Source organism: Sphingomonas sp. 28-62-20, assembly GCF_002281505.1.
The window spans coordinates 241124-254771 of sequence record NZ_NCGH01000001.1; the positions used below are offsets into that span (position 1 = coordinate 241124).

A 13648-nucleotide genomic window follows, 5' to 3' on the forward strand; every position below is an offset into this window, starting at 1 on the left:
GCATGCAGGGGGAAAACACCGACGGGCTGCGCTGGTGGCAGACGCGCACATTCGTGATCGTGGCGGCATTGCTGTCGATGGTGCCGTTGCTCTGGCCCGACATCCCGCCGCTCGTCGATCTGCCCGGCCATATGGGGCGCTACCGGGTGCAGCTGGCCATCGCCGACAATCCGTGGCTGGGGGACTGGTATAGCTTCCAATGGTCGCTGATCGGCAATCTGGGCATCGATCTGCTGATCATCCCGCTCGCGCCGATCTTCGGGCTCGAACTCGCGGTCAAACTGATCGTCCTCACGATTCCGCCGCTGATCGTCACCGGTCTGCTGTGGATCGCCCGCGAAGTGCACGGCCGGATTCCCGCCACCGCGCTGTTCGCGCTGCCGCTCGCTTACTGCTTCCCCTTCCATTTCGGCTTCGTCAATTTCGCGCTGTCGATGGGGCTTGCGCTCAACCTGTTCGCCCTGTGGCTGCGCCTGGCGCGGCTGGGGCATTATCGCCTCCGCGCCGCCCTGTTCGTGCCGCTTTCCTGCGCGTTATGGGTGTGCCACACCTTTGGCTGGGGGGTGCTCGGCGTGCTGGCATTCTCGGCCGAGATGATTCGCCAGCACGATGCCGGGCATCGCTGGTTCCGGGCGTGGGTGCGCGCGGGCATCGGCTGTCTGCCGCTCGCGCTGCCGATGGGGCTGATGATCTTCTGGCGCAGCGGCGATCACGTCACCGGCGTCACCACCGACTGGTTCAACTGGCGGGCCAAGATCGAGTGGATGGTGATGATCTTCCGCGATCGCTGGCAGGATTTCGACATTGCCTCGGTGGCGATCCTGCTCGTCATCCTGATCAAGGGGCTGCGCGATCCCAACATCGAATATTCGCGCAATCTGGGGCTTTCGGCGCTGTTCCTGCTGCTCGTCTATCTGCTGCTGCCGCGCATCGTGTTCGGATCGGCCTATGCCGACATGCGGCTGATGCCCTTCGTCGTCGCGATCGCGGTGATTGCGCTGCGGCCCAAGCGCGGCCTGTCGATCCGCGGCGCGTCGACGCTCGCGCTGTTCGGCCTCGCCTTCTTCCTGGTGCGGACGGCGGGAACGACCGTCAGCTTCTGGCTCTACGACCAGAGCTATGACCGCGAGCTGAAGGCGCTCGATCATCTCCCGCGCGGCGCGCGCCTCGTCTCGTTCGTCGGCCAGAATTGCCACAACGACTGGTTCATGAGCCGGCTCGAGCATGTCCCCGCGCTCGCGCTCGAACGCAAGCTTGCCTATACCAACGATCAATGGTCGATGCCCGGCGCGCAGTTGCTGGTGACGCGCTACGCAATCGCCAAGGGCTTTGCGCATGATCCGTCGCAGATCGTCACGCTGGCGCAGTGCCCGCGCGAATGGTGGCGGCCGATCGGACGTTCGCTCGCGCGCTTCCCGCGCGATGCGTTCGATTATGTCTGGCTGATCATCCCGCCGGCCTATGATCCCGCGCTCGAGGCCGGGCTCGATCTGGTCTGGACCAATGGCCACAGCAAGTTGTTCCGGATCGATCACAGCAAAGCCGGGCCGCCGCTCGCGCCCGATGTCGCTAAGCCGCCCCCGCCTTCCGGAACGGCGTCATAGTATCGAGGAAGGCGCGATCCGCGGCGACGGCCTCGCGCTCGTGCGCCAGATAATCGGCGACCGCGCGGCGGAAATTGGGATCGGGCAGGAAATGCGCCGACCAGGTGGGTACCGGGGCATAGCCGCGCGCCAGCTTGTGCTCGCCCTGCGCCCCCGCCTCGACCGCGCGCAGCCCGCGCGCGATCGCGGCATCGATCGCCTGATAATAGCAAAGCTCGAAATGGAGGAACGGCACCTCCTCGGTCGCGCCCCAATAGCGACCATAGAGCGTATCGGCCCCGATCAGGTTGAGCGCGCCGGCGATCGGCCGCCCGTCGCGCTCGGCGAGGATCAGCAGCACGCGGTCCGCCATCCGCTCGCCGAGCAGCGAGAAGAAGCGGCGGGTGAGATAGGGCTGGCCCCATTTGCGCGCGCCGGTATCCTGATAGAAGATCCAGAACGCGTCCCACGCGGCTTCGTCGAGCTGGGCGCCGGTCAGGTGCCGCACCGTCAGCCCCGCGACGGCGGCGGCGCGTTCCTTGCGAATGCCCTTGCGCTTGCGGCTGGCGAGCGCGCCGAGAAAATCGTCGAAATTGTCATAGCCGTCGTTGCGCCAGTGGAACTGGGTGCCCGCGCGGATCAGCCAGCCCGCCGCCTCGAACAGCGGCACCTGCTCGGGCGCGACGAAGGTCGCGTGCGCGCTCGACAGCCCCTGCTGCACCGTCACCGCCTCGAGCGCGCCGATCAGCGCGGGCGCCAGCGCGGCATCGCGGAGCAGCAGCCGGGGCCCGGGCACCGGGGTGAAGGGCACCGCGACCTGCAGCTTGGGGTAATAACGGCCACCGGCACGGTGCCAGGCATCGGCCCAGGCATGATCGAAGACATATTCGCCCTGGCTGTGGCTTTTGGCATAGGCCGGCGCGATCGCCGCCGGCCGGCCGTCGGCGCCGTCGATCACGATCGGCAGCGATTGCCAGCCGGCGCGCGGCGAGACGCTCCCCGATTCTTCGAGGATCGACAGAAAGGCATGGCTCAGAAACGGGTTGTCGGCGCCCGAACAGGCGTCCCAGTCGGCAGCGGCAATCGCGGCGACCCCATCGGCCATCCGCGCCGTGACGTCGCGCTCGCTCATGCCGTTCCCGGGCAAGCGGAAACGGATGGCCGCATCGCCGTTACGACGCGATCTGGATGATCGCGTCGATCTCGACCACCGCGCCCAGCGGCAGCACCGGGACACCCACCGCGCTGCGCGCGTGACGGCCCGGCTCGCCGAACAGCGCCACGATGAGTTCCGATGCGCCATTTGCCACCTTCGCCTGATCGGTGAAGCTGCCCGCGCTGTTGACGAAGACGCCGAGCTTGACGACCCGCTCGACCCGCTCGAGCCCGCCCAGCGCCTGCTTGATCTGCGCGACGAGCATCAGCGCGCAGCGCTCGGCGGCTTTCCGGGCAAAGCCCAGGTCGCGGTCCTCGCCAACCCGGCCGGTCATCAGCACGCCGTCGTCGAATGGCAGCTGACCCGACACATAGAGCATCCCCCCGGCTTCGACCGTCGGCACATAGGCAGCGACCGGCGCGGCGGCGGCGGGAAGGGTGAGCCCGAGCTCGGCGAGTTTGGTATCGATTCGGTCGGTCATGTCGCCAAGCTCAACCACGAGGCACCCGCCGCGGTCAAGCGTTGGCCGGCACCGCTTCGGCGAAGCGCGCGGCAATCCAGTCCTTTGCCGCGCGCCAGTCGTCGATCCGGGCATGCGCGGCGGGCGCCGGTGGCACGTGCGGGGCGAGGTCGGGCTCGGACACCATGTGCAGCCGGTGGACGTGCGGCGCATGGGTGGCACAGGATTCGAGGTGCACCGCCAGATCGTCGACGAAGACGGTGACGGGGTTGCCGAACTCGGCAGCGAGCGCTGCGACCCGGGTGCCCTTGCCGCCCTGGTTGGTTTCGACGCGGTGGACGATGCCGAACGATTCGAGCTGGGCGGTGCGCGCCGGGCGGCAGTGATCCTGCAGATTGGTGAGGATGACGATATCGGCGATCTGTGCGAGCGCGGCGATCGATTCGGCCGCGTGCGGCACCAGGGTCTGCCGGCCCATCTCGGCGGGGAAGAAGCCGTCGAGATACGACCACATCTCCTCGCGGGCGAGCGGCGTGCCGTCGCGCCGGGTCATGCTCGTCGCCATGTCGCCGTGCGCGAGCTTGAAATCGATCTCGTGCGCCTCGCCGAGCCAGGTGCCGAAATGGCGGACCATGTGGAGCAGCACTTCGTCGCAATCGGTGATCAGCAGGGGCTTCATCGGTCTTCCAGCGTTTGGCGCGCGCGAACGAGCGCGGCGGGGGTGGTGGCCAGCGCCGTCGCGCAGGCGATCAGATCGGGCTCATGGCCCTCGAGATATCCCAGGATGGCCGCCTGGGTGGCGGGATCGCCCGCGCCGGCGCGAAGCCGCTGCGGATCGAGCCCGGTGAGCGCCAGCAAGCGCTCGGCGCGCTCGGGCACCGCCAGCGCCCAGCCAAGCGCCCCCAGCGCCAGCACCGTTGCGTCTTCATTTGTCACGGGGCCGCGCATTGCCTATTCGCTTCGGGCTCGAGGGAAGGATCAGCGCGGACGTGGCAAAAAGGGTCTTGGTTGTCGAGGACAACGAACTCAATCTCAAATTATTCTGTGACTTGCTGCGCGCGCATGAATTCGTCGCCGAAGCCGTCAGCGATGGCCGCGAAGCCGTCGCGCGGGCGCGCGCCTTCCTGCCCGATCTGATCATCACCGACATCCAGCTGCCGCACGTCACCGGCTATGAACTGATCGCGCAGTTCAAGGGCGATCTCGTGCTGCGGACGATTCCGATCATGGCGGTGACCGCCTATGCCCGGCGCGAGGACGAGGAGCGGATTCGCGCGGCCGGCGCCAACGCCTATGTGTCGAAGCCGATCGCGCTGGCGGCGTTCATCGCCCAGGTGAAGGCGCTGTTGCCGGCCTGACGGCAGGCACGACAAGAGCCGCAAGGCGTGCGCCTGCGGCTCTGGAACCCGGCTCGCGGCCGAATCGCCGGTCGGCGGCCGAGGCCGCGCGAGCGATTACTTGATCTTGGCTTCCTTGAAATCGACATGCTTGCGCACGACGGGATCATATTTGCGGAAGCTGAGCTTGTCGGTCTGGGTGCGCGGGTTCTTCTTGGTGACATAGAAGAAGCCGGTATCGGCCGAGCTGACGAGCTTGATCTTGACGGTGGTCGGCTTTGGTCGGCTTTGCCATGACCTGAAATCCTGCGAATGGGTAAAATACAAAAAGCGGCGAACGCGCGCCCGCCGCTTGATCAGGGGGCGGCGAATGGCCGACGCGCGCCAAATTGTCAAGCCGCGTCGGCCACCCTGCCTGCCGCTAACGCCGCCTTTACCATGATGGGCGCAGACCGAGGCGCAGGGAGCGGCAGGAGCAGCGGATGGACGCATTGATGGCCGCGTTCGTGGCGGCGCTGCTGGTGCAGGCGGGGGATCGCACCCCGTGGCTGGCGGCGATCCTCGCCGATCGTTTCCAGCGGCCGGGCCAGGTGATCGCCGCCGCCATTCTCGCGCTGACGATCACCAATATCCTCGGCGCCATCGCCGGCGCGCTGATGGCCCCGATCCTCACGCCGAATGCCCGCGCCCTGCTCGTCGCCTTCGCACTGGTCTCGGCCGGCGTGACGGCGCTGGGGACGCTCAAGCATCCCGGCGAGATGGCGGGGTGGCGGACCGGGGCGTTCCTCACCAGTCTGATCGGGCTGGCCGCGCTCGGGGTCGGCGATCGCACCCAGTTCGTGACGGCGGCGCTCGCGGCGGGCGGCACGCCGCCGGCCTTTGCCGCCGTCGGCGCGACGCTCGGCAGCCTCGTCGTCGTCATCCCGGCGCTGCTGGCGGGCGCGGCGGCCCGCCAAGCGCTGCCGCTGGCGGCGATCCGGATCGGCACCGGGGCGGTGCTGATCGTCGCCGGGATCGGCGCAGGGCTGAGCGCGCTGCGGCTGATCTAGCCGGTCGATCAGCCTGATCGCGATCTTGCAGCGTCCAGCCATGGACCCAATCTGCTAATCGAGTCGTTGAGCGAGCGAATCGAAAAAAGGAGATGTCCCCCATGGCTACCAACGCTTCCCTGAAGACACCGACCGATCTCAAGTCCAACGCCGCCAAGACCGTGGCCGAAGCGCTCAACGGCATTCTGGCGGACAGTTTTGCGCTGTATCTCAAGACCAAGAACTTCCACTGGCACGTCTCGGGGCCGCATTTCCGCGACTATCATCTGATGCTCGACGAGCAGGCGACCGAAATCCTCGGCACCACCGACGATATCGCCGAACGCGTCCGCAAGACCGGTAACACCACGCTGCGCTCGATCGGCGACATCGCCCGGCACCAGACGATCAAGGACAATGACGACGCTTTCGTCGCCCCGGAAGCCATGCTCGCCGAGCTGCGCGAGGATAATCTGAAGCTGATCGCCGCGCTGCGCGAAGCGAAGGATATCGTCGACGACGCGAAGGACAATGCGACCAGCGGCATCCTCGACGACTGGACCGATCAGGCTGAAAAGCGCGCCTGGTTCCTGTTCGAATCGAGCCGCAAGGCTTGATGGCGGGAACTTGCTGCCAGCTTTGACGTTTTACCTTCATCTTAACATGGAGGAATGACGATGCTACGCTGGGCAGTGACGTTTTTGATTATCGGGCTCGTGCTCGCCGTCTTGGGCTTCGGTGGCCTTGGCGGAGCATTCGTCGGCATCGCGAAGATTCTGTTCTTCGTCGCCATTGCCGTATTTGCCGTCATGCTCGTGCTTGGTCTGATGGCCGGCAAGGGCATCAGCAACGCGGTCAAATAGCCGCTCCGCGATCGATCAATGACGAAAGCGCCGGGGCGCGGCGGTGCACCACCGCCGCGCCTCAGCGTTTTTTGACGAACTCGGCGCGCAGGACGAGTCCCTTGATGCCCTCGAACTTGCAGTCGATTTGCTGCGAATCGCCGGTCAGGCGGATCGATTTGATCAGCGTGCCGCGCTTGAGCGTCTGGCCCGCGCCTTTCACGGTCAGATCCTTGATCAGCGTCACCTGATCGCCATCGGCGAGGAGATTGCCGACCGCATCGCGCACGACCGGGCCGGCCGTCAACGCCGCCGCGGCAGCTTCGGCGGCGCTCACCCATTCGCCGGTCGAGTCGTCATAGACAAACGCGTCTTCCTCGCCGTTCATCCGCCCGACTCAGCCTTTGGGGCCCGACGCGACGGCGCCTTTGGTCGAGGGGTTCGAAGCGTTGAGCTTTTTGGGCTTTTCCGCCTTGGGCTTGCGGATTTCCTTGTTCGACTTCTTCTGGGCTTTGGCCATCGCGACATCCTTTGGCGGGCAAGGCGCCCGCTGGACGGCGAGCCTAGGCGATCCGGCGGGGCGTGGCGCGCAAAATCGGCGCCCGACCCCGCACCATTCGCCGTGACCAGCCCGATGTCCGGGCATGCGCTCCTTCGGGAGGCGCCGTCGGGACGTCGGCCGCGATCATGCAGCCGCAAGGGCGTTGAAAATGGCGCTCTGCCCGAGGATGAGCGCCGACGTCGCGGCAAAGGCCAGCACGCCGATCATCATGGTGCGCATTACGATATTTCCCTTTTTCATCGGAGGTTACTCGCTTGTCTGGAGCGTTCAGGCGATCGGCACGACCGGGACGGCAGCACTGATCATCAGCGCGGCAACGCAGACCGAGGCGACGAGCGAGATGGCGAAGCGCTGGGCGGTTTCAAAATGGATCGACATGATATTCTTCCCTTTCCTCTGGCGGTTCGGACCATCCGAACGCCGATGCCAAGGGAATTGCAGAGACCATGCCAATTCGGTAACCAACGGAATCGCCACTATTATTTGAAACGGGCGCATCGAGAGCCGCAAGATACGCCAACAAAATTGGCGTGCGGGCCCAAAATTTGGGAATCGAGACGCGCGTCGTTCAGCCTGTCTTCAGGCAGTTTCGACCAGCCGCCTTGGCGGCATAGAGCAGCCGATCGGCGCGCACGAAAACATCACCGACCGCTTCATCGGGGTGCGCGACCGTCAGCCCCGCCGAAAAGGTGACTTCGCCGAGCGGCGCATCCGATTCGCGCAACCGATAGCGTTTGCGGGCGACGACCTGGCGCGCGGTTTCGAGCTTCTGCTCGGCCTCGTCGCGCGTCGCGCCGGCAAACAGCACGACGAATTCCTCGCCGCCATAGCGCGCGACGAGGTCGCCCTCGCATTGATCCGCCAGCACATCGGCAATCGCCTTGAGCACGCGATCACCGACCGCATGGCCGAAACCGTCATTGACCAGTTTGAAACGATCGATGTCGCACACCGCGACGCACAACGTGGCGCCGGCGGCGCTCTTCTCGAGATAGGCTTCTTCGAACGCGCGCCGGTTGGGCAGGGCGGTGAGCGGATCGCGCCGGGCGTTGTCGCGGGCTTCCTCGAGCTTTCGGCGCAGCTCCTCGGATTCCTGGGTCGATGCCGCGAGCCGGCTCTCGGCGGCGTTGATTCGTTCGACCATGGCCGTGGTCAGGCGCCGGACGTCGGCAATCGCCATCGGCCCGTCGGTTTGGAGCGCGTCGGCGCTGGCGGCGAGGTCGCGGCCAAAATCGCGCGTTTCGCTGTGCATCGCCCGCATCAGGTCCTGAAAGCCTTCGACCTGCATCTGGGTCTGGGCGACCAGCCCGTCGACTGCCAGTGCCTTCGCATCGGGCGCGCCGCCGGTGACCGGCGCGCCTTCGGCCACCCTGCCGCCGAGCGATTCGATGTCCTTGCGGGTCAGTCGAATGCCGCCATCGGTCATCACGGCGACCGCCTGGGCCAGCGCACCGGCGGGATTGCTGTGAATACGATAGGCGAATTCGTAATTGACCGGATCCGAACTCAGGCGATTGCGCGCCAGAAACTCGCCCACCGTGAGAAACAGGGCGTGATCGTTCGACACGCCGTCATTGTCTTCGGTCTTGTTCGCCCTCAAAGCGCTGCCGTTCATCGAGTCCTCGCGCACCCATCAACCTCAACGACCGCGTAACCAAACGCGATCGTCGGTGGTGTGTAACCGCGATGGCCTAATATTGCGTGACCAAAGCCAGGGTTACGGGCGCTCCGCCTGAAGGCGACGGACGGCGGCGAGCGTGTTCTTGACGTGATCGGCAGGGTTCATGTCGCTATGCGTATAATAAACAACGCCCTTTTGGGTAATAACGTAACTTGTGCGACTGGTTATCGCGCGCGGCTGACCATCCTTGCCGGGGATCGTTCTGCCGAGCGCGACATCGTAACCGCTGACGACCGTTGGCCCGGCACTCGCGACAGGGAACTTCCCGGCGCAATCCTTCTTCGAGAAATCGGATAGAATATCAACGGGATCGGCGGACATGCCGATCACGGTAGCGCCGGCCTTGCGAAATTCCGGGACAGCCTCGGCAAAGGCGCGGGCCTCGGCGCTGCACCCCGGGGTGAAGGCGGCGGGGAAAAAATAGAGCACCACCGGGCCTTTTTTGAGCTGATCGCCGAGATGGAGCGTGAAGATCTTGCCGGCGGTCGCGCCGCGCGTCGTAAAATCGGGGGCCTTGGCGCCCGGCGCGAGCGTGGCGCTCGCCGGCGCGGCGGCGAGCAGCGCAACGGTCGCGATCAGGGCGGGCAGGGGGGGCAGGCGCATCGTCTATCTCCGGATCACGGGCTGGTCGGTCGACGATAGGCCGCAATCGGCCCGACGTCCAATACGGCTCCGGGGAACCCCGCTCAGCGCGTGAAGGAAATGCCGAGCCTCACATTGGTCGACTGGCGATTATAATCGGGGAGCGCCTCGCCATAGCCGGTGAAAGCCTGACCGAAGAGATACAGGCCGACATCGCCCGCGCCGAAGCGGCGAAGCGGGTAGGAGACGAGCAGCTCGCCGGCGCCCATGCCCGTGCCGGGATTGCCGCGCGCCATCAGCGCCAGCTTGAGGCCGTCGCGCTGGCCGATCGATGCATTGACCGACCCATAGCCCCAGAAGCGCTCGAGATCGGTGGCGATGCCGTGATTGCCGACGAAGACCCAGCTCTGCGGCGCGATATCGAGCTGCCAGCCGTCCCCAAGATCGAAGCGCGCATTGGCGCGGACGAAAATCCGGTTGAGATCGACCGAATCGCGCGGGCCGCCGCCGTTCGAATCATGGCGATAGCCAAACGCGGCGGTGCTGCTGCGGCTGATCGGCAGGTCGAAAAAGACTTCGGGACTATAGGTGTTCGTGCGGATCGGCCCCGATCGTTGCAGGATCGACCAGAAGATCGTCTGGGTATAGGCAACGTTGAGATGCGCGCCGATGCCCCCGGCGATCGGTCGCGCGGCGAAACTGAACTGGAGTTTCGCGCCGGCGTTGCCCGCGCCGGCCACGGCATAGGTGGGCTCGTACGGCCGGAACCGATCGAAAAAGCCGCTCGACGGGCCGCGGGCATCGTCGACGATGGTTTCGGCGCCCGCCAGCGTCACGGCCTCGCGCACCGGCGCCGGGCGCCGGGGGGCCAGCCGGTAGCGCAACTTGACGAAGCCGCCCGGCGGCACCGGCGCGGTATCGGCGGTCGATCGCACCAGCGACAGCGTCAGCGCCGTTCCGTCGGCGGCGACCGTGTCGATCGTCTCGGGCGCCGCCACCGGCTGGGCCGAGCGTCCCTCGTTGACCAGGAAGACGTCGACGCCGCGATCGAGCGCCGCCGCTGCCGATGCCGGCGGTTCGACCAGCGAATGGAGCTGGGCGCTGACCGGGCTGGCGGCGACGAAAAGGGCAGCGGCGAGCGGGCACGAGACGGAGAAAGAGCGCATCGTGACCGAACTTGTCAGGCGAATGTGACGAAATCGGGTCAGCATTCGATCTGGCGCCACAGCGGCCAAGCCGTTACCCCTAGGCGATGCGCATCACCCCCGCCGATCTCGCCCTCGCCGAGCAGCTTGCCGATGCGGCCGGCGCCGCCATCCGTCCCTTTTTCCGGGCGCCGCACGGCCTCGAGACCAAGGCCGATCACTCGCCCGTCACCCATGCCGACCGCGACGCCGAAGCGGCGATGCGACGGCTGATCGAGGCGACCTTTCCCGACGATGCGATCATCGGCGAGGAATATGGCCCCCGCGAGGGGACGAGCGGGCGCGCCTGGGTGCTCGACCCGGTCGATGGTACCCGCGCCTTTGTCTCGGGCCGGCCGATCTTCGGCACGCTGATCGCGCTCGTCGTCGAGGGCTGGCCGATGCTCGGCATCATCGATCAGCCGATCCTCAAGGAGCGCTGGCTCGGCGTGATCGGCAAACCGACCTTGTTCAACGGCGCGCCCGCGAAAACCCGGATCTGCCCTGCGCTCGCGGGCGCCGCGCTGGCCACGACGAGCCCGCACGCATTCGACGAGCATCAGGCCGATCATTTCCTCGCGCTGGTGCGCGCCACCTCGGGGGGCAATCCGGGGCAGGGGCCGATCTATGGCGGCGATTGTTATAATTACGGCTGCCTTGCGAGCGGCGATCTCGATATCGTCGTCGAGGCCGGGCTCAAGATCCATGATTTCGCCGCGCTCGTGCCGGTGGTCGAAGGCGCCGGCGGCCGGATGTGCGACTGGCAGGGCGATCCGCTGACTGCCGACAGCGAGGGGGAGGTGATCGCCGCGGGCGATCCCGCCCGGCTGGAGGAAATCATCGAGGCGCTGGCCTGCCACGGGCACTGAGACGGTCAGGGATCAGAAAATCCCCAGAAACTTCTTGCGCTGCCGGTTCTTCTCGGTCGGCGACTTGCGACCGCTTTCCGCCTTGGCGGTGGTGCCATGGCCAACGTCGTCGCGCGGCCTGCCTTTGGTGGTCCGCTGCGCCAGCGCGGTCGCGCCGGCGAGCACCGGGCCGCACCGCGCGGCTTTGGCGTCGCCGATATCGACGAAGGCCAGCACGCTCGCGAGCGGGGAAAAGGCGAGGCCGAGGGCGATGCTCGCCCCGGCGCGTCCGATCAGCTGGGGGCTGATCACGTCGATCCCCGGCCTGGCGAAATAGCCATTGAGGGCGACCGGCGACTGGGCCGAGATCAGGCTGAACTTCTTGCCGTCGGCGCGCACCGCCAGATCGATCGCCTCGGTCTTGAAGCTGAAGCCCCCGCGCCCGACGATGACGTTCTTCTGCGTGTCGATCAGGATCGGATCGGCCGCCGCCACGCCGTCGCGCACGGTGAAACCGATCAGCCCGCAATTGATCTGGACCGGCTCCTTGAGTTTCCCCTCGATCAGCTTCTGCACGAAGGTGCCGATGTCGAGCTCCGAAAGCTGCACGTTGCGCGTCCAGAACGCGCCTTTGGGGATGATGATCGCGATCCGGCCATCGGCGCTGGCGAGCGACGCATGGACGCTGTTGCCGTCGCCCGCCATCTTGATCCGCGCCTTGAGCATGCCCGTCGTTCCCGATTGCTCGACGCCGTAGCCGGCGAGCAAGATCCCCATCGGGGTGGGCGACAGGCGGATGTCGTAGTCGGTGTGGACGAGCGGGCGACGCGCGTTGATCGTGATGTCGGACGCAACGTGCCCGCGCGCCATGTCGAAGGTCAGCGGCGACAGCGTCAGCAGGCCATTGTCGAGCGTCAGGGTCAGGTCGATGGCGGAGACCGGCACGTTGCGCGATTTGATCTGTCGCACCCGGTAATGGACGTCGGCATCGAAGGTCTTGATCGACTCGACCCGCAGCGGCGCATCGGGCAGGATTCGGGGCGTGCCGCCGATCCGTTTCACGACCGCCTGTGGCCCTTTTGCCGCCGCGTCCGGATCATAGCCGATGGCGGGCGCGACATCGGCGATGTCGAGGCTGCGCGTCGACAGATCGGCGGTGAGCTTGATGCGGGGCGCGATGGCGGCGACGGTCAGGGTGCCGGCGAGATCGCTATCGCCGAACCGGCCGCGCAAATGGGTGAAGCGATATTCGTCGCCGCGCTTGGTCAGCGCCGAATCGAGCCGATAGTCGCGCGTTTGGGGCACCGCGATCCCGGCGACGCCGAACAGATCGGCGATGTTGCGACCCCTTGCGCTGACGCGCAGGTCGGCGCCTTCGAGTTGGGTCGGGCCGCGCAGCGTGCCAGCGATCTCGATCCTGGTCCTTGCCGCGTGGACGTGCATCACCAATCGGTTGCGCCCGCCCTCGGCGGTGGCGTTGGGCGTCAGCAACGCGCCCGACAGCGCGAACGGGGTCGCCCGCGCGCGGCCGTTGCCGGTGAACTGGATCGTGCTTGCAAAGCGCGTATCGGCGGCCTCGATCGTCTTAAACGCGATATCGGCCGACAGCGCCAGGCGCGGATCGACATAGCGAAGCGTGGTACCCTGGACGATCGCTTCGCGGATCGTCGGCATCACGAAGGGCTTGCCGTGGTCGGAAAAGGTCCAGCTGTTGCGCCCGCCGGCCTTGTCCCATTCGAGGTCGATCGCGCCGTCGCGCAGATCGAGGGTCGTCACGCGCCGCGCGCCGAACAACAGCGGGACCGTCTCGATATGGGTATCGATTCGCCTGGCGACGAACAGATGGGGCCGCGATGCCCAGCCGGGATTGGCGATCGTCATCCCCTCGGCGACGAAATGGAGGTCGATCGGGTCGAAATAGAGCTGAAAGTCGCCCGGCACCTCGACCTGCCGGTCGAGCGTCGCGGTTGCGACCCGCTCGAACGGGTGCTTCAGGAAACGGCCCTTGGTGATATAGAGGACCAGCCATAGCAGCAGCAGCGCCGTGCCGATGGCGAGGAGGACGGTGCGCACGATCCGCCACGCGCCGGACGGGCGCGTCGGCTGGTGCGGTGCTTCAGCCGAATGATCGGAAGCGCGCGACGGCTGAGGCGACTCTGTCATCCGGGGGGATGTGGATTCGCCCTTTTGGATACCGTGATCATCTGGTGGTGGAAAATCCATGTCCCCGAACGTTCGGCGTGCGGTGCGGGTTCCGATCTTGCCAAGCGCGCCGCATTCCTCTAAGCGCCCGCCTTTCCGCGAGTAAGAGGAACTGCCCGGCCGGTATGGGCTGCCGTGGCCGTTCATAAATCGTCGCGCAAACAAGGAGACGAAAATGCCCAA

16 protein-coding genes and 1 pseudogene are annotated in these 13648 nt (G+C 66.4%); 6 read left to right on the forward strand and 11 right to left on the reverse strand.

Annotated features, from left to right (window positions below; translation table 11 throughout):
• Window positions 1-2 precede the first annotated feature (2 nt).
• The gene (locus B7Y43_RS01160; RefSeq protein ID WP_374129772.1) at window positions 3-1604 is read left to right on the forward strand and encodes a hypothetical protein; all 1602 of its coding nucleotides are present in this window, start codon (window positions 3-5) and stop codon (window positions 1602-1604) included.
• Here B7Y43_RS01160 and B7Y43_RS01165 read toward each other — a convergent pair.
• From B7Y43_RS01165 to B7Y43_RS01180, 4 genes are read right to left on the reverse strand one after another with little or no spacing between them, the layout of a single operon-like run.
• Window positions 1570-2715: a GNAT family N-acetyltransferase gene (locus tag B7Y43_RS01165; RefSeq protein ID WP_374129773.1), complete on the reverse strand. Its 1146-nt coding sequence runs from the start codon at window positions 2713-2715 to the stop codon at window positions 1570-1572. The two genes, B7Y43_RS01160 and B7Y43_RS01165, sit on opposite strands and share 35 nt — an antisense overlap.
• Before the next feature lie 40 nt (window positions 2716-2755).
• The gene (locus B7Y43_RS01170) at window positions 2756-3220 is read right to left on the reverse strand and encodes a RidA family protein (RefSeq protein ID WP_374129774.1); all 465 of its coding nucleotides are present in this window, start codon (window positions 3218-3220) and stop codon (window positions 2756-2758) included.
• 34 nt (window positions 3221-3254) lie between these two features.
• Window positions 3255-3878, reverse strand: a complete 624-nt coding sequence (locus B7Y43_RS01175) for an HAD family hydrolase (protein WP_374129775.1) — start codon at window positions 3876-3878, stop codon at window positions 3255-3257.
• Window positions 3875-4147 (reverse strand): DUF3572 family protein, encoded by a 273-nt coding sequence (locus B7Y43_RS01180; RefSeq protein ID WP_374129776.1) that lies wholly within the window; start codon window positions 4145-4147, stop codon window positions 3875-3877. The genes B7Y43_RS01175 and B7Y43_RS01180 overlap by 4 nt, the downstream gene beginning before the upstream one ends.
• A 41-nt stretch (window positions 4148-4188) precedes the next feature.
• Here B7Y43_RS01180 and B7Y43_RS01185 point away from each other — a divergent pair, with 41 nt between their 5' ends.
• On the forward strand, window positions 4189-4557 hold the full coding sequence (locus B7Y43_RS01185) for a response regulator (RefSeq protein ID WP_374129777.1): 369 nt from the start codon (window positions 4189-4191) through the stop codon (window positions 4555-4557).
• 96 nt (window positions 4558-4653) lie between these two features.
• Here B7Y43_RS01185 and rpmG read toward each other — a convergent pair.
• Window positions 4654-4815, reverse strand: a pseudogene (gene rpmG / locus B7Y43_RS01190) (50S ribosomal protein L33); the annotation flags it as partial.
• A gap of 203 nt (window positions 4816-5018) precedes the next feature.
• Here rpmG and B7Y43_RS01195 point away from each other — a divergent pair.
• From B7Y43_RS01195 to B7Y43_RS01205, 3 genes are all read left to right on the forward strand, one after another.
• Window positions 5019-5585 (forward strand): TMEM165/GDT1 family protein, encoded by a 567-nt coding sequence (locus B7Y43_RS01195; RefSeq protein WP_374129778.1) that lies wholly within the window; start codon window positions 5019-5021, stop codon window positions 5583-5585.
• Window positions 5586-5686: 101 nt separating this feature from the next.
• The gene (locus tag B7Y43_RS01200) at window positions 5687-6181 is read left to right on the forward strand and encodes a Dps family protein (protein ID WP_374129779.1); all 495 of its coding nucleotides are present in this window, start codon (window positions 5687-5689) and stop codon (window positions 6179-6181) included.
• Between the two features lie 60 nt (window positions 6182-6241).
• Window positions 6242-6427 (forward strand): DUF1328 domain-containing protein, encoded by a 186-nt coding sequence (locus B7Y43_RS01205; RefSeq protein ID WP_374129780.1) that lies wholly within the window; start codon window positions 6242-6244, stop codon window positions 6425-6427.
• A 61-nt stretch (window positions 6428-6488) separates the two neighbouring features.
• Here the strand turns inward: B7Y43_RS01205 and B7Y43_RS01210 are convergent, their stop codons facing one another.
• The 5 genes from B7Y43_RS01210 to B7Y43_RS01230 all read right to left on the reverse strand — a co-directional run bounded on the left by B7Y43_RS01210 (window position 6489) and on the right by B7Y43_RS01230 (window position 10442).
• Window positions 6489-6794 (reverse strand): alkylphosphonate utilization protein, encoded by a 306-nt coding sequence (locus B7Y43_RS01210; protein ID WP_374129781.1) that lies wholly within the window; start codon window positions 6792-6794, stop codon window positions 6489-6491.
• A gap of 9 nt (window positions 6795-6803) precedes the next feature.
• Window positions 6804-6926 (reverse strand): hypothetical protein, encoded by a 123-nt coding sequence (locus B7Y43_RS01215; RefSeq protein ID WP_374129782.1) that lies wholly within the window; start codon window positions 6924-6926, stop codon window positions 6804-6806.
• Window positions 6927-7536: 610 nt separating this feature from the next.
• The gene (locus tag B7Y43_RS01220; protein ID WP_374129783.1) at window positions 7537-8583 is read right to left on the reverse strand and encodes a GGDEF domain-containing protein; all 1047 of its coding nucleotides are present in this window, start codon (window positions 8581-8583) and stop codon (window positions 7537-7539) included.
• 102 nt (window positions 8584-8685) lie between these two features.
• The gene (locus tag B7Y43_RS01225) at window positions 8686-9252 is read right to left on the reverse strand and encodes a peroxiredoxin (protein WP_374129784.1); all 567 of its coding nucleotides are present in this window, start codon (window positions 9250-9252) and stop codon (window positions 8686-8688) included.
• An 83-nt stretch (window positions 9253-9335) separates the two neighbouring features.
• Window positions 9336-10442 carry a phospholipase A gene (locus tag B7Y43_RS01230; protein ID WP_374129785.1) on the reverse strand — a complete coding sequence of 369 codons (1107 nt, stop codon included), beginning with the start codon at window positions 10440-10442 and terminating at the stop codon, window positions 9336-9338.
• A gap of 41 nt (window positions 10443-10483) precedes the next feature.
• Here B7Y43_RS01230 and B7Y43_RS01235 point away from each other — a divergent pair, with 41 nt between their 5' ends.
• A complete protein-coding gene (locus B7Y43_RS01235; protein ID WP_374129786.1) occupies window positions 10484-11284 on the forward strand; it encodes an inositol monophosphatase family protein in 801 nt (266 codons plus the stop codon).
• Window positions 11285-11296: 12 nt separating this feature from the next.
• Here B7Y43_RS01235 and B7Y43_RS01240 read toward each other — a convergent pair whose 3' ends face one another.
• Entirely contained in the window at window positions 11297-13426 is a 2130-nt protein-coding gene (locus B7Y43_RS01240; RefSeq protein ID WP_374129787.1) for an AsmA family protein, read from the reverse strand.
• Between the last annotated feature and the right edge of the window lie 222 nt (window positions 13427-13648).